This is a genomic window from Caldimonas sp. (genome assembly GCF_046291045.1).
Lineage (GTDB): Bacteria > Pseudomonadota > Gammaproteobacteria > Burkholderiales > Burkholderiaceae_C > Caldimonas.
This window is the reverse complement of the sequence record NZ_JBKBSL010000029.1, coordinates 25,238-40,350: the sequence shown is the minus strand read 5'-3', so window position 1 is coordinate 40,350 and position 15,113 is coordinate 25,238. Positions and strand designations below refer to the sequence as shown.

At 67.6% G+C, this 15,113-nt stretch carries 11 protein-coding genes; 9 read left to right on the top strand and 2 right to left on the bottom strand.

What is annotated here, in order from left to right; all coding sequences use genetic code 11:
• Position 1: 1 nt before the first annotated feature.
• Together ACK4ZD_RS11410 and ACK4ZD_RS11405 are read right to left on the bottom strand one after the other, a co-directional pair.
• The gene (locus ACK4ZD_RS11410; protein ID WP_409661947.1) at positions 2-1,363 is read right to left on the bottom strand and encodes an MBL fold metallo-hydrolase RNA specificity domain-containing protein; all 1,362 of its coding nucleotides are present in this window, start codon (positions 1,361-1,363) and stop codon (positions 2-4) included.
• 82 nt (positions 1,364-1,445) lie between these two features.
• The gene (locus ACK4ZD_RS11405; RefSeq protein ID WP_409661944.1) at positions 1,446-2,897 is read right to left on the bottom strand and encodes a DEAD/DEAH box helicase; all 1,452 of its coding nucleotides are present in this window, start codon (positions 2,895-2,897) and stop codon (positions 1,446-1,448) included.
• A gap of 388 nt (positions 2,898-3,285) precedes the next feature.
• On the opposite strand from ACK4ZD_RS11405, the gene ettA reads away from it, so the two are divergent.
• The 9 genes from ettA to ntrC all read left to right on the top strand — a co-directional run bounded on the left by ettA (position 3,286) and on the right by ntrC (position 15,092).
• Positions 3,286-4,953: an energy-dependent translational throttle protein EttA gene (gene ettA / locus ACK4ZD_RS11400; RefSeq protein ID WP_409661941.1), complete on the top strand. Its 1,668-nt coding sequence runs from the start codon at positions 3,286-3,288 to the stop codon at positions 4,951-4,953.
• 379 nt (positions 4,954-5,332) lie between these two features.
• Entirely contained in the window at positions 5,333-7,756 is a 2,424-nt protein-coding gene (locus ACK4ZD_RS11395) for an ATP-binding protein (RefSeq protein ID WP_409661938.1), read from the top strand.
• Positions 7,756-8,316: a DUF1415 domain-containing protein gene (locus tag ACK4ZD_RS11390; RefSeq protein WP_409661936.1), complete on the top strand. Its 561-nt coding sequence runs from the start codon at positions 7,756-7,758 to the stop codon at positions 8,314-8,316. Before ACK4ZD_RS11395 ends, ACK4ZD_RS11390 begins: the two co-directional genes overlap by 1 nt.
• The gene (locus ACK4ZD_RS11385; protein ID WP_409661934.1) at positions 8,313-9,212 is read left to right on the top strand and encodes an EI24 domain-containing protein; all 900 of its coding nucleotides are present in this window, start codon (positions 8,313-8,315) and stop codon (positions 9,210-9,212) included. Before ACK4ZD_RS11390 ends, ACK4ZD_RS11385 begins: the two co-directional genes overlap by 4 nt.
• 28 nt (positions 9,213-9,240) lie before the next feature.
• Positions 9,241-10,056, top strand: coding sequence for a competence/damage-inducible protein A (locus ACK4ZD_RS11380; protein WP_409661931.1), 816 nt, complete (start codon positions 9,241-9,243; stop codon positions 10,054-10,056).
• A gap of 227 nt (positions 10,057-10,283) precedes the next feature.
• Complete coding sequence (glnA, locus tag ACK4ZD_RS11375; RefSeq protein ID WP_409661927.1) at positions 10,284-11,702, top strand: type I glutamate--ammonia ligase; 1,419 nt, start codon at positions 10,284-10,286, stop codon at positions 11,700-11,702.
• Between the two features lie 198 nt (positions 11,703-11,900).
• Complete coding sequence (locus ACK4ZD_RS11370) at positions 11,901-12,413, top strand: hypothetical protein (RefSeq protein ID WP_409661924.1); 513 nt, start codon at positions 11,901-11,903, stop codon at positions 12,411-12,413.
• Between the two features lie 107 nt (positions 12,414-12,520).
• Positions 12,521-13,546 carry a nitrogen regulation protein NR(II) gene (glnL, locus tag ACK4ZD_RS11365; protein WP_409661950.1) on the top strand — a complete coding sequence of 342 codons (1,026 nt, stop codon included), beginning with the start codon at positions 12,521-12,523 and terminating at the stop codon, positions 13,544-13,546.
• 58 nt (positions 13,547-13,604) lie between these two features.
• Positions 13,605-15,092, top strand: coding sequence for a nitrogen regulation protein NR(I) (ntrC, locus tag ACK4ZD_RS11360; protein WP_409661921.1), 1,488 nt, complete (start codon positions 13,605-13,607; stop codon positions 15,090-15,092).
• Positions 15,093-15,113 lie beyond the last annotated feature (21 nt).

Genomic DNA, 15,113 nt, shown 5'->3' with positions numbered 1-15,113 from the left:
GTCAGTCCAGCTCGATGCGGGCCAGATGATCGGGCACGCTCACACGCCAGCCCAGTTCCTCTTTGATCCGGGTGCGCAAGGCATCGGCTGCGTCGGGTTCCCCGTGCACGACGTAGGTATGGCGCGGTGGCTGCTTGAAGCGGCGCAGCCAGTCCATCAGCTCGTCGGCATCGGCATGGCCCGAGAACCCTTCGAGGTGGCGCACCTCGGCGTGGATGGGCACATACTCTCCGTGGATCTTCACCTCTGTGGCGCCGGCGATCATCTTGGCCCCGCGACTGCCGCTGACCTGGAAGCCGGGGAAGACAATGAGGTTCTTCGGGTTGGGGGCCATCACCTTGAGATGATGCAGCACGCGGCCGCCGGTGGCCATGCCGCTGGCCGACAGCACGATGCGCGGATAGCGCGAGCGCGTGAGAGCCTCCGATGCCTGCGGGGTGTCGACGAGGGTCACGCCATCGCACATGCGGGCCACCTCCTCGGGCGGCACGCGCAGCAGGGCCTGGTGACGCTCGTAGAGCTGCGTGGCCTGGGCGGCCATGGGGCTGTCGAGGAAGATGGGCACTTTGGCGGGGATCTCGCCGGCACGCTGGAGGCGGTGCAAGGCGAGTATCAGGGCTTGCGCGCGGCCCACGGCAAATGTGGGCATCAGCACCGAGCCGCCACGCTGCAAAGTGTCGCGGATCAGGCGACCCAGCAGCGGGAGCACATCGTCGGTAGGGTGCCGGCGGTTGCCGTAGGTGGATTCGACCAGCAGCACATCGGCCTCGTGCACCGGATCGGGAGGAGGCATCAGCAGATCGTTGTGGCGCCCCAGGTCACCGGAAAACACGAGGGTGCGCTCCTGGCAGCGCAGGGTGACGGTGGCCGCCCCCAACAGATGACCCGCAGGGGTGAACTCCACCGTCACCTCCGGGTGCAGCTCGATTTCGTCGCCGAAGGGCAGGGGGCGCAGGCGGTTCAGGGCTCGTTGCGCGTCGTCCACCGTGTACAGCGGCTCGGCCGGCGTGTGCTTCGAATAGCCGTAGAGGTTGGCGCGGCGCGCATCTTCTTCCTGCAGGTGCGCGCTGTCGAGCAGCAGCACTTCGGCCAGGTCGCAGGTGGCGGGGGTGGCGAACACCCGGCCATGGAAGCCTTGCTTCACGAGCGCCGGCAGGTAGCCGCTGTGGTCCAGGTGGGCGTGGCTGAGCACCACGGTGTCGATGTGACGGGCCGACACGGCCAGGCGCGACCAGTTGCGTTCGCGCAGGTTCTTGTAGCCCTGGAACAGGCCGCAGTCCAGCAAGATGCGATGCGAACCCGTGTCCACGAGGTGCTTGGAGCCGGTGACCGTATCGGCGGCGCCGAGGAAGTGAATGTGCATGGTGTCCCCTTGAGGGGACATGCTAGCGGCACCGGGCCGGCGGCGGACTTGACGCGTGTCAAGACCGCCGCCGGATGCTGCGTCAACGGCGCGGCGGCTTGCCGCCCAGAAGGGCCGCCGGCTGGGCGCCGCGGCGGGGCTGGCCTTGCGCTGCGGCCTGGGGCGAACGGGCCGGTTGCGGGTGCGCCGGCTTCACGCTGGCCGGTGCGTGATGGCCCGGACGCGCCGGTGCCTGGGCGCGAGCGGCTGGGCCGGACACCGGCCGGGCACGTTCCTCGCGGACAGGGGAGCGGCCCGACTCGGCGCCACGGCCCCGGTCGCGGCTGCCGCGGCCCAGGCCGCCGTGCAGGGTCATGCGACCGAGCTTGATCGGTTCGGGCCGGGCATGGGGGTCGGGTTCGAAGCCCGGCACCACCTCGCGCGGGATCTGGCGCTTGATGAGCTTCTCGATGTCGCGCAGGAAGCCCTCCTCGTCCACGCACACCAGGGAGACCGCCTCGCCCTGGGCACCGGCGCGACCGGTGCGCCCGATGCGGTGCACGTAGTCCTCCGGCACGTTGGGCAGCTCATAGTTCACCACGTGCGGCAACTGATCGATGTCGATGCCGCGTGCGGCGATGTCGGTGGCCACCAGCACTTGCAACTCGCCGCTCTTGAACTCGGCCAGGGCCTTGGTGCGCGCGCCTTGGCTCTTGTTGCCGTGGATGGCCATGGCCGAGATGTCTTCCTTCAGCAGGTATTCGACCAGCCGGTTGGCGCCATGCTTCATGCGCGTGAACACCAGCACCTGATGCCAATCGTTTGTCTTGATGAGGTGGGCCAGCAGTTCCTTCTTCTTGTCGCGGTCGACCGGATGGATCTTTTGCGCGATGGTCTCGGCCGTGGTGTTGCGCCGCGCCACTTCGATCACCTGGGGCTGGTTGAGCAGCCGCTCGGCCAGGGCCTTGATCTCGTCGGAGAAGGTGGCCGAGAACAGCAAGCTTTGCTTGTGCTTGGGCACGATGGCCAGCACCTTCTTGATGTCGTGGATGAAGCCCATGTCGAGCATGCGGTCGGCCTCGTCCAGCACGAAATACTCGATCTTGCTCAGGTCGAGCGTGCCCTGCTGGTGGTGGTCGAGCAGGCGGCCCGGCGTGGCCACGAGGATGTCTACGCCGCGCCGCAGCGCGTCGATCTGCGGTTGCATGCCCACGCCGCCGAACATCACCATGCTCTTGAGCGGAAGGTACTTGCCGTAGGTGCGCACGCTTTCTTCCACCTGGGCCGCCAGTTCGCGGGTGGGTGTGAGGATCAGCGCGCGCACAGCCACGCGGCCCTTGGCGTCGCGCGGGGCCTGAGCTTGCGAGAGTTTGTGCAACAGCGGCAGCGTGAAGCCGGCGGTCTTGCCGGTGCCGGTCTGGGCGCCGGCCAGCAGATCCCCGCCGCGAATCACCGCCGGGATGGCCTGTTGCTGGATGGGGGTGGGAGTGTCATAGCCCTGCTCGCGCACGGCGCGCACGATGGGCTCGGCCAAGCCGAGGTCGTCGAATCGCATGTAGAAGAATGCTCCCGCAAGGGAGCCGGGATCGGCCTGTTACCGCTCACGAGGAGGGCACCAGTCGGGAAGGCAGACGGGACGAAAAGGTCGGAAGCGACTGCAACGCCTGGACTGGTATCGACGTTGCAGTGCCGCATTCTACCTGCAACCGGCTTACGGCTTCGTGACGGTTCCCATCGGCGCCGGTGCTGGTCGTCCAAAAAGCCAGTGTCAGCCGGCCTGCGGCACACCGATCCGCCAGACCCTGTCGAACCCGAGCCAGGCGCTGGCGGCGCGGTCTCTTGCGCTTCGTGCAAACCGGCTGCCCGGGTTGCGGCGACAATAGCGGCTGTCGCGCGGATGATCCGCGCTTTGCTATTTTGCTGCGCAAGCCACAGGATTCACCATGGCCCAATACGTCTTTACGATGAACCGCGTCGGGAAAATCGTGCCCCCGAAGCGGCAGATCCTGAAGGACATCTCGCTGTCCTTCTTCCCCGGCGCCAAGATCGGCGTGCTCGGCCTGAACGGCTCGGGCAAGTCCACGCTGCTGAAGATCATGGCCGGCCTGGACAAGGACTTCGAAGGCGAAGCGGTGCCCATGCCGGGCATCAAGATCGGCTATCTCCCGCAGGAGCCGCAGCTCGATCCCTCGCAGACGGTGCGCCAGGCCGTGGAAGAGGGCATCGGCGGTGTGCTGGCGGCCAAGAAGCGGCTGGAGGAGGTCTATGCCGCCTACGCCGAGCCGGATGCCGACTTCGACAAGCTGGCCGCCGAGCAAGCCGAACTCGAAGCGATCATCGCCGCGTCGGGCTCCGAGAACACCGACCTGCAACTCGAGTTGGCGGCCGATGCACTTCGCCTGCCGCCGTGGGATGCGGTGATCGGCACCCTCTCAGGCGGCGAGAAGCGCCGCGTGGCGCTGTGCCGGCTGCTGCTCAGCCAGCCCGACATGCTGCTGCTGGACGAACCCACCAACCACCTCGATGCCGAATCGGTGGAATGGCTGGAGCAGTTCCTGCAGCGCTTCCCCGGCACCGTGGTGGCCATCACCCACGACCGCTACTTCCTGGACAACGCGGCCGAGTGGATCCTCGAACTCGACCGCGGCATGGGCATCCCCTACAAGGGCAACTATTCCGAGTGGCTGGACCAGAAGGAACGCCGCCTGGAGATCGAGCAGAAGCAGGAGGACGCCCGCATCAAGGCCATGAAGGAGGAACTCAAGTGGGTGCGCTCCAATGCCAAGGGCCGGCAGGCCAAGAGCAAGGCGCGTCTGGCCCGCTTCGAGGAGCTGAGCGACGTCGAATACCAGAAGCGCAACGAGACCAACGAGATCTTCATCCCGGTGGCCGAGCGCTTGGGCAATGACGTGATCGAGTTCCGCAACGTCACCAAGAGCTTCGGCGACCGCGTTTTGATCGACGACCTCAGCTTCAAGGTGCCGCCCGGGGCCATCGTGGGCATCATCGGCCCCAACGGCGCGGGCAAGTCCACGCTGTTTCGCATGATCCAGGGCACCGAGACGCCTGACAGCGGCGAGGTGCTGATCGGCCAGACGGTCAAGATGGCCTTCGTGGACCAGAGCCGCGAGAACCTCGACGGCGACAAGACCGTGTGGGAGGACGTCTCCGGCGGCCTGGACAACATCGTGGTGGGCAAGTTCGTGATGCCCTCGCGCGCTTACCTGGGTCGCTTCAACTTCAAGGGCAACGACCAGCAAAAGCTGGTGAAGAACCTCTCGGGGGGCGAACGCGGCCGGCTGCACCTGGCCAAGACCCTGGCCAAGGGCGGCAACGTGCTGCTGCTGGACGAGCCCTCGAACGACCTCGACGTCGAAACCCTGCGCGCCTTGGAAGAGGCCTTGCTCGAGTTTGCCGGCTCGGCCCTGGTGATCAGCCACGACCGCTGGTTCCTCGACCGCATCTGCACCCACATCCTGGCCGCCGAAGGCGATTCCCAGTGGTACTTCTTCACCGGCAACTACCAGGAGTACGAAGAAGACAAGAAGAGACGCCTGGGCGAGGAGGGGGCCCGCCCGCATCGTCTGCGCTACAAGCCCATCACGCGCTGAACCGCTCAGGCCGCGCTCCCATCAGCCCGCCGCAAGGCGGGCTTTTGCTTGTGCGCCCGACTTCGTGAAGGCGGTGCTGCAGAGCCTGCAAAATGTCATCCATCCGAACCGTTGTGGCCGACTTTTCTCTTTCGAAGCTCAGCCGGGAGCCGGTGGGGTGGAGCGATGGGTTGCGCGCTGATCGCACCCATCGGCGATCGTTTCCTCCTAAAGGGTGTGGTGCTGCGCTGACGCCGCGGGCAGTTCGACGGCCGCCGGTGCTAAAAGCAGCATTGGGAAAGAAGCAGGATCCGCATGCGCGACGGTGCGCGCATGTTCTGAAGCAGTGACCGAAGAAGTTTGTTCACCCTCTGAGTTTCCGTCGCGGCCGACAGGGGCGGTGGCAGGCCTGCCGCCGGACTTGCTGGTGGCGGCCCTGCAGCGCAGCCGCTGCCTGGCCTTGGTGGCCGATGCAACGGGTCAGGTGGTGTGGTTCAACGATGCCTGGGCGAGTGCCCCGGCGATCGACCTGCTGCGCGGACGGCCCTGGCGCGACTGGCTCACTTCGCACGGCCAGGCCTCGCCGGCGCCGCAGGTGCTGTCGGCCTTGGCTGCGCGCGAGGCATTTTGTGCCGAGATCGAACTGCGTCTGTCCGACGGGCGGGCTTGGTGGCGGCGTGTGGAGGCCACCCCGCTGGGCGACGGCGCACGCTTCGCCGGCTACTTGGCGATCGCCTCGGACATCACCGCGCTGAAGCAGGCCGAGGACAGTCAGCGTGCCATGGCGGCGCGTTACCGCCGGGTCATGGAGAGCACCCACGACGGCATCTGGGAGCGCAACCTGCGCACCAATCAGAGCTGGTACTCGCCGCGCTACAAGGAGATCATGGGCTTTGCCGATCACGAGCTGCCCAACGACCGCAACGTGATGAATGCGCGCATCCATCCCGACGACATGGAGGCGTTCACGGTGCCCTACGAACGCGCCTTGCGCGAAGGCGGGCAGTGGCACTACCGAGTGCGGGTGCTGCACCGCGACGGGAGCTGGCGCTGGCTGCGCTGCCGGGCGCGAGCCTGGCCTGACGAGACCGGCAAGCCCGCAATCCTGGCAGGGGCGGTGACGGACGTGACCGACGAGATGGACGCCGTGGAGGCGCTGCGTCGCCACCGCAGCCAGCTCGAGGAGCTGGTGCGCGAGCGCACCGCCCGGCTGGAGGCTGCGCGCGCCGAGGCGGAGCGGGCCAACCGGGCCAAGTCGCTCTTCCTGGCCAACATGAGCCACGAGATCCGCACCCCGCTCAACGGTGTGCTGGGGATGACCGAGCTGGCCCTGCGGGCCGCCACCAGCGCCACCCAGCGACGCTACCTCGAACTGGCGCAGTCCTCGGGCGCGAGCCTGCGGGCCATCATCGATGACATCCTCGACTTCGCCAAGGCCGAGGCCGGCAAGCTCAGCCTCGACGAGGTGGAGTTCGATCCGGGCGAACTGATGGCCGTGACCGTGCGCTCGGTGCTACCTCAGGCGCACGACAAAGGCCTGGCGCTGCATTTCGACAGCCGCGGTCCTGCCTTGCGCTTGCTGGGCGACCCGGTGCGAGTGCGCCAGATTGCCACCAACCTGCTGTCCAATGCCCTGAAGTTCACGGTGGCCGGGCAGGTGCGCTTCGTGGTCGATGTGGAAGGCTCGCCCGCAGACGCCACCATTTTGCGTCTGGAGGTTTCGGACACCGGCATGGGCATGGACGAGGCCACGCTCGAGCGCGTGTTCCATCCCTTCGAGCAGGCCGATCCCTCGGTGTCGCGTACGGTGGGAGGCACGGGTCTGGGGCTGTCCATCGTGCGCAGCCTGTGCGAGCTGATGGGCGGGAGCGTGCAGGCGCGCAGCGAGCCGGGAATGGGCTCGACCTTCGAAGTGCGCCTGCCCCTGCGTGCCGCCCCGACCGACGCCGCCGAGCCGGCGGACGAGCCTACGGTGGCCGGGGCCTGGGCCTGGGTGGTCGGGGCCGCGCCGGGCGACCCGCTGGGCGAACGCCTGATGCGGCTGGGCTGGCAGGTCCACTCGCTGGCCGGCCTGGACCAGGCCCTGGCGCAGGCCGACGCGGGTCCACCGCCCGGCCTGGTGGTCGTGGTGCACGATGCGCGCGAGGCCCTCTCCGAGGCGGCCCTGGTGGGCCTGCGCGATCGCCTGAGCGCCGGCTGCGACATCGTGGTGCTGGTGCCCCCCCATGGCAGCGAGGAGACCGGCTCGCTGGCACCCGAACGCGGGCAGGCGCTGGGACTGAAGGTCTACATCGCTCCGCTCAGCCCGGCCGACCTGCGCCAGCTCACCCTCGGTCACCAGGCGCCATCGGCTGCCACGCCGGCGCAGCCTCCCGCGATCGCCGCGACCTTGCCGCTGGCGCGCTGGCAGGGCGCGCGCTTCTTGGTGGTCGAAGACAATGCTGTGAACCAGCTGCTGGCAGAGGAGATGCTGCGCCTGCTCGGCTTTCAGGTCGAGGTGGTGTCTGGGGGGCAAGAGGCTCTGGATCACTGCGAGCGCCATCCCCCCGACGCCGTGTTGATGGACATCCAGATGCCCGGCCTGGACGGCCTGGAGACCACGCGCCGCTTGCGCCAGGCCCAGGCCCAGGGCAGGCTGCCGCCGTTCCCGATCATCGCCGCCACGGCCCATGCCAGCGAATCCGACCGGCGGGCCTGTCTGCGGGCCGGGATGGACGGGTATATTGCCAAGCCGCTGGATTTGCGCGTGATGCGTTCGGAGATCCGGCGCGTGCTGCGCCTTGCCTGCGGCGACGACAGCGATGCCCCCGAAACCCGTTACTGATGACTGATCCAACGACCGCCGAGCCCGTGATCGCGCGCACCCGCTTGTGGCTGGAGCGGGCAGTGATCGGCCTGAACCTGTGTCCCTTCGCCAAGGCCGTGCATGCCCGTGGTCAAATCCGCTGGGTGGTGAGTCCGGCCACCACGCCCGAGGCACTGCGGGAGGCGCTGTGCGCCGAACTGCAGTGGTTGGCTCAGGCCAACCCCGCGGAGGTGGACACGACTTTGCTGATCCATCCCCATGTGCTGGGCGACTTTCTCGACTTCAACGACTTCCTTGGCGATGCCGAGCAGGCCGTGGCCGAGCTGGGCCTGGAAGGTGTGCTGCAGGTGGCCAGCTTCCACCCCGACTACCAGTTCGCCGGCACGCAGGCCGACGACATCGCCAATGCGACCAACCGCTCGCCCTATCCCACCTTGCACCTGCTGCGCGAGGCCAGCATCGAGCGGGCGGTGGCCGCGTTTCCCGACCCTGGAACCATCTACGAAGCCAACATCGCCACGCTGCGACGGCTGGGGCCGCTGGGCTGGGCCCGGCTGATGAACGAAGAACCCTCATGACCCTGTTCCTGGACGCCTTCTGGCGCGCCCTGGCTTACTGCCTGCACCCGCGCGTCATCTTGCTGTCGCTCGCGCCGCTGCTGCTCACCGCCGGCCTGTGCTTTGCGCTGGGCTGGTTCTACTGGGAAGCGGCCGTGGATGCGGTGGACACCTGGCTGCGCGGCTGGGCCCTGGTGAACGCTTTCACGCTGTGGCTGGAATCGATGGGAGCCACCGGTCTGCGCGCGGTGATGGCGCCGTTGATCGTGGTGGCGCTGGCCGTCCCGGTGATCGTCGTGGTGTCACTGATGGCCGTCTCGGCGCTGATGACGCCAGCCCTGGTGCGCCTGGTTGGAGCCCGGCGTTTTCCGCAACTGGCCCGACGTCAGGGCGAATCCTTCTGGCGCTCGCTGCTGTGGATGCTGGGGCACACGCTCGCAGCGCTGGCTGCCTTGGTGGTGAGCCTGCCGCTGTGGCTGATCCCGCCGCTGGCCCTGGTGCTGCCGCCGCTGATCTGGGGCTGGCTCACCTACCGCGTGATGGCCTTCGACGCCCTGGCCGAGCATGCCGAGCGTGCCGAGCGCCGCGCCCTGATGCGCGAGCACCGCTGGCCCCTGCTGGGCATGGGCCTGCTGTGCGGCTACCTCGGCGCCGCGCCGGCTTTGCTGTGGGCTCTGGGCGCGGTGGCCCTCATCCTGGCGCCCCTGCTCGTGGTCGTGTCGGTGTGGCTGTACACGCTGGTGTTCGCCTTCTCCTCCCTGTGGTTCACCCACTACGCCCTGGCAGCGCTGGAGCGCTGGCGCAGTCAGCGCGAGGACCAGATCTTGCCCGCCGAAGGCATCGCTGCCCCGGGCCCCGAGGCCGTGCGCGCGGCGGGCCTGCTCGACGCACCCCCGGGGCCACACGCGCCCGGTTGAACCCCACTTTGAACCGCAAGGGGTTTTGATGGACTTTGGACTGATCATCGTGGGTGACGAGATCCTCTCGGGCAAGCGTCAGGACAAGCACCTGCCGCGGCTGTTGGAGCTGCTGTCGCAGCGCGGGCTGGCCTTGCGTTGGGCGCGCTACGTCGGCGACGACCCCGATCGCCTCGAGGCGGCGCTGGAGGATGCCTTTGCCAGTGGAGATGTGGTCTTCAGCTGCGGCGGCATTGGCGCCACGCCGGACGACCACACCCGCCAGTGTGCCGCCCGTGCGCTGGGGGTGCCGCTGGTCCTGCACCCACAGGCCCGCGAGTTGATCATCGAGCGCATGCGCGACGTTGCGCGCGAGCAGGGCCTGCCGTTCGAGCCGGACCGTCCCGACAACGTGCACAGGCTCAACATGGGCGTCTTCCCCGAGGGGGCGACGATCATCCCGAATCCCTACAACAAGATTCCCGGCTTTTCCGTGGGGCATGTCCACTTCCTGCCGGGCTTTCCGGTGATGGCCTGGCCCATGATGGAATGGGTGCTGGACCAGCGCTACCGACACCTCTTCCACACCCGACCCCAGTCGGAGCGCTCGGTCATCGTCTACGGCAGCATGGAGGCCACCCTCACCCCGCTGATGGAGTCCATCGAAGCCCGCCATCCGCAGGTGCGGGTGTTCAGCCTGCCCAGCGTCGATCACCCCGAGCACGGCCGGCACATCGAACTCGGCGTCAAGGGCCCGCCCGAGGCGGCGACACGGGCCTACGCCGACCTGCTGGCCGGCCTGCAGGCACTGGCGGTCCGATTGGGCCCCGAATTGGTGCGCCACTCCTCGACACATGGCCCTTGAATGGTGCGCTGAGTTGCACTATTGTGGTGCTTCATGGGGCGTCCCGGCCGTTTGGCGCACGAGGTGGTGCCATGGCCCCATCCGGCGACGACCGTGGCGGCCCGTTGGCGTGCCCTGGATGCACCGGAATGCGTCAGGGTTGGCACGCTTTCTGCTAAATTGCCCCCGCGCGGGCCGGCCCTCGGCCTTCCCACTCCCCCCTGACATACATCCCCTAGGAGCTTTTGATGGCCAACAAGACGGTCGCCGACGTGATGAAGATGGTCAAGGAGAACGAAGTCAAGTTCGTCGACTTCCGTTTCACCGACACCCGTGGCAAGGAACAGCACGTCACCGTGCCCATCTCGGCCTTCGACGAAGACAAGTTCACGTCGGGTCACGCTTTCGACGGTTCCTCGATTGCCGGCTGGAAAGGCATCGAGGCCTCGGACATGCTGCTGATGCCCGACCCGAACACCGCGAACATCGACCCGTTCTTCGAGGAACCCACCCTGTTCCTGACCTGCGACGTGATCGAGCCGGGCGACGGCAAGCCTTACGAGCGCGATCCCCGCTCGCTGGCCAAGCGCGCCGAGGCCTACCTGAAGTCCTCGGGCATCGGTGATGCCGCCTACTTCGGCCCCGAGCCCGAGTTCTTCGTCTTCGACAGCATCCGCTGGAACGTGGACATGTCCGGCTGCTTCGTCAAGATCGAATCCGAGGAAGCCGCCTGGAACACCGGCAAGGAATACGAGCACGGCAACACCGGCTATCGTCCCACCGTCAAGGGCGGCTACTTCCCCGTGCCGCCGGTCGATTCCGGCCAGGATCTGCGCTCGGAGATGTGCCTGATCCTCGAGCAGATGGGCATCCCGGTCGAAGTGCACCACCACGAAGTGGCCAATGCCGGCCAGATGGAGATCGGCACCAAGTTCAGCACCCTGGTGCAGCGAGCCGACTGGCTGCAGCTGCAGAAGTACGTCATTCAGAACGTCGCCCACGCCTACGGCAAGACGGCGACCTTCATGCCCAAGCCCATCGTGGGTGACAACGGCTCGGGCATGCATGTGCACCAGTCCGTGTGGAAGGACGGCAAGAACCTGTTCGCCGGGGACGGCTACGCCGGGCTGTCGGACTTCGCGCTGTACTACATCGGCGGCATCATCAAGCACGCCCGCGCCCTGAACGCGATCACCAACCCCACCACCAACAGCTACAAGCGTCTGGTGCCGGGCTTCGAGGCGCCGGTGAAGCTGGCGTACTCCAGCCGCAACCGTTCGGCCTCCATCCGCATCCCCTACGTGGCCAACCCGAAGGGCCGCCGCATCGAGGCGCGCTTCCCCGATCCCATGGCCAACCCGTACCTGTGCTTTGCCGCGCTGCTGATGGCCGGCCTGGATGGCGTGGAGAACAAGATCCACCCGGGCGAGGCGGCCACCAAGGATCTGTACCACCTGCCGCCCGAGGAAGACGCGAAGATCCCGACCGTCTGCCACAGCCTCGACCAGGCGCTGGAGTATCTGGACCAAGACCGCGCCTTCCTGACCAAGGGGGGCGTGTTCACCGATGCCTTCATCGACGCCTATATCGAACTGAAGATGCAGGAAGTGACCCGTTTCCGCATGACCACCCACCCGGTGGAGTTCGACATGTACTACAGCCTGTGAGGCTGGCGTTGGCCCCGCAAGGGGCCGCCCCAAGCGACAAAGGGTGGCATCTGCCACCCTTTGTCGCTTTCCGCAGCCGCCATCGCTGGACCACGGTGCGGCACATGCCCGATACTGCGGGTCTGGACGGCTGACACCCGTCGTGAACCCTGGTGCCGATCCAGGATCTACCCAGCCTTGTTCGCCCAGACTGTATCCATGCCACGCCCCGACTTCTGCCGCCCTCTGGTGATCGCCGCCTGCATCCTGGCCGGTGTGCCGGCCTGGGCGCAGACGGTCTATCGTTGCCCAGGCAACCACTTCACCAATGCCCTGACGCCCAAGGAGGCCGAAGCGAAGGGCTGTCGCGTGGTCGAAGGCGGGAACGTGACCATCGTCGAATCGCGCCGTCCGGCTCCGGCGGCCCGGCCGTCCGGCGCTGCCGCGGCCCCCGCGGCCGCACCGGCGGGCACTCGCATCGACCCGAACGAGCAGCGTGCTCGAGACAGCGATGCCCGGCGCATTCTCGAAGCCGAACTGCGTCGCGAGGAGGAAGCCCTGGCCGCCTTGCGCAAGGAATACAACAACGGCGAGCCCGAGCGCCGCGGCGACGAGCGCAACTATCAGAAGTACCTGGACCGCGTGGCCGCCTTGCAGGCCGACATCGCCCGCAAGGAGGCGGACATTGCCTCCATCCGCCGGGAGTTGGGCCGTTTGCCGGCTGCGCCTTGACGGCGGCGTTCCAGGTGGTGTCTTCTCCCTGCGCTCCTGCGCACGACGGTGCCGACGGCGTACTGGCGCCGCTGGCCAACCTCGCGGCCTTCGACCAGTTGGCCACCATGGTCGCCTTGGTGCGCACCGATGGCAGTTGCCGCTTCGTCAATGCGGCCTTCGAGACCGTGCTGGGCCTGTCGCGGCGCAGCATGCTGCGCGGCTCGTTGTTCGAATGGTTTGCCGAGCCCGAGGTCGTCCGCGACACCGTGGTGGCCGTGGCGCGCAACGAGTTCTCGATCAGCCGCTTCGAGACCCAGCTGCGTCGCCCACCTGGGACGGCGCAAACCGAATGGCTGCCGGTGCATGTGATCGTCACCCAGACCGATGAGCCCGAGCAGGTGCTGGTGGAGCTGGTCGAGATCGAGCAGCAAACCCGCCAGGACCGCGAGGAGCGTGCACTGGATCAGGCCCAGGCCACCAAAGAGCTGATCCGCAACCTCGCCCACGAGATCAAGAACCCACTGGGCGGCATCCGCGGGGCCGCCCAGTTGCTGCAGATGGAGGTGGAGTCCAAGGGCTTGGCCGAATACACCCAGGTCATCATCCACGAGGCCGACCGCCTGCAGGCTCTGGTCGACCGGCTGCTGGCCCCTCACCGAAAGCCCCATGTCGTGGGCGATGTGAACGTGCACGAGGTCTGTGAGCGCGTGCGTTCGCTCATCTTGGCGGAGTTCCCGCGCGGTCTGACGGTCCGACGCGACTACGACATCTCGATCCCCGAGTTCCGTGGCGACCGCGAACAGCTCATCCAGGCCGTGCTGAACATCGCCCACAATGCCGCCCAGGCTCTGGCCCCGCGCATCGCCGCCGGCGATGCCTGCATCACCCTGCGCACCCGCATTGCCCGCCAGGTGACGCTGGGCAAGCAGCGCTATCGTCTGGCACTGGAATTGCATATCCAGGACAACGGCCCGGGCGTGCCCGAGTCGATCCGCGATCGCATCTTCTTCCCGCTGGTGTCGGGACGCGAGGGCGGGTCGGGCTTGGGGTTGACGCTGGCGCAGACCTTCGTGCAGCAGCACCATGGCACGATCGAATGCGAAAGCGAGCCCGGAAACACGGATTTCAAGATCCTGATCCCCCTGCCCTGAGCGATCCGGGTGGGGCTCAGGGCGAGAGTCCGCAGGCGAGGATGACAGGCGGCAGCCCATGAAACCCATCTGGATCGTTGACGACGACCAATCCATCCGCTTCGTGCTGGAGAAGGCCCTGGCCCGTGAGGCCCTGCCCGTGCGCAGCTTCACCAATGCCCGCGACGTGCTGGCGGCGCTGGACGAGGACGAACCCCAGGTGCTGGTGTCGGACATCCGCATGCCCGGCGGCTCGGGCATCGACCTGCTGGCCCAGGTCAAGGCGCGCCACCCGGGCCTACCCGTCATCATCATGACGGCGTTCTCCGATCTGGACAGCGCCGTCTCCGCTTTCCAGGGTGGTGCCTTCGAGTACTTGCCCAAGCCCTTCGACCTGCCCAAGGCGGTGGAGCTGATCCGCCGCGCGGTGGACGAAAGCCTGCGCGAGGAGGTGCGCGACGAGCGCCTGGCGCAGATGCCCGAGATGCTCGGCCAGGCGCCGGCCATGCAGGATGTCTTCCGCGCCATCGGCAGGCTGAGCCAGAGCAACGTCACCGTGCTCATCACCGGCGAGAGCGGCTCGGGCAAGGAGCTCGTCGCCCGCGCGCTGCACAAGCACAGCCCGCGCGCCAGCGGTCCTTTCGTGGCCATCAACACTGCGGCCATCCCCAAGGATCTGCTCGAGAGCGAGCTCTTCGGCCATGAGCGTGGCGCCTTCACCGGCGCACAGACCACGCGTCGCGGCCGCTTCGAACAGGCCGATGGCGGCACGCTTTTCCTCGACGAGATCGGCGACATGCCCTTCGACCTGCAGACGCGCCTGCTGCGCGTGCTCAGCGACGGGCAGTTCTACCGGGTGGGCGGCCACAACCCGCTGCGCAGCAATGTGCGTGTGATCGCCGCCACGCACCAGAACCTGGAGGAGCGCGTCCGGCAGGGGGTGTTCCGAGAGGATCTCTTCCATCGCCTCAATGTCATCCGCTTGCGCCTGCCGCCGCTGCGCGAGCGGCGCGAGGACATCCCCACGCTGGCCCGCTATTTCCTTCAGAAGAGCGCCAAGGATCTGGGCGTGGAGGCCAAGCGCATCTCCGATTCGGCGTTGGCCCGTTTGGTGGCTTTCGACTTCCCCGGCAACGTGCGCCAGCTCGAGAATGTCTGCCACTGGCTGACCGTGATGGCGCCGGCCCAGGTCATCGAGGACAAGGATCTGCCGCCCGAACTGCTGGGCGAGGCCATGCTCTTGCCCAAGCCGGCGGTGTCGGTGCTGCCGGCGCAGCCCAGCGCGGCGGCGACGCCCTCGGTGACGTCGGCGGGCACGGCCGAGCCAGCGGCGCAGCCGGCCGCTCCTGCCGGGCACTGGCTGCGGGATCTGGAGCGCGAGGCGCGGGAACTGCTCGCCTGCGGGCAGCCCGACGTGTGGGACACCCTGAGCCGCCGCTTCGAGGCCCAGCTCATCCACACGGCGCTGGAGCTCACCCGCGGCCGGCGCATCGAAGCCGCCCAGAAGCTGGGCATCGGGCGCAACACCATCACCCGCAAGATCCAGGAGCTCGGCCTCGACGATTGAGGCCGGACGACCCGGCCGCCC

What these genes read in the sequence shown, in the direction of transcription:
- ACK4ZD_RS11410 (WP_409661947.1), bottom strand. Translation starts at nt 1,363, where the DNA reads ATGCACATTCACTTCCTCGGCGCCGCCGATACGGTCACCGGCTCCAAG.
- ACK4ZD_RS11405 (WP_409661944.1), bottom strand. Translation starts at nt 2,897, where the DNA reads ATGCGATTCGACGACCTCGGCTTGGCCGAGCCCATCGTGCGCGCCGTG.
- ettA (WP_409661941.1), top strand. Translation starts at nt 3,286, where the DNA reads ATGGCCCAATACGTCTTTACGATGAACCGCGTCGGGAAAATCGTGCCC.
- ACK4ZD_RS11390 (WP_409661936.1), top strand. Translation starts at nt 7,756, where the DNA reads ATGACTGATCCAACGACCGCCGAGCCCGTGATCGCGCGCACCCGCTTG.
- ACK4ZD_RS11385 (WP_409661934.1), top strand. Translation starts at nt 8,313, where the DNA reads ATGACCCTGTTCCTGGACGCCTTCTGGCGCGCCCTGGCTTACTGCCTG.
- ACK4ZD_RS11380 (WP_409661931.1), top strand. Translation starts at nt 9,241, where the DNA reads ATGGACTTTGGACTGATCATCGTGGGTGACGAGATCCTCTCGGGCAAG.
- glnA (WP_409661927.1), top strand. Translation starts at nt 10,284, where the DNA reads ATGGCCAACAAGACGGTCGCCGACGTGATGAAGATGGTCAAGGAGAAC.
- ACK4ZD_RS11370 (WP_409661924.1), top strand. Translation starts at nt 11,901, where the DNA reads ATGCCACGCCCCGACTTCTGCCGCCCTCTGGTGATCGCCGCCTGCATC.
- glnL (WP_409661950.1), top strand. Translation starts at nt 12,521, where the DNA reads ATGGTCGCCTTGGTGCGCACCGATGGCAGTTGCCGCTTCGTCAATGCG.
- ntrC (WP_409661921.1), top strand. Translation starts at nt 13,605, where the DNA reads ATGAAACCCATCTGGATCGTTGACGACGACCAATCCATCCGCTTCGTG.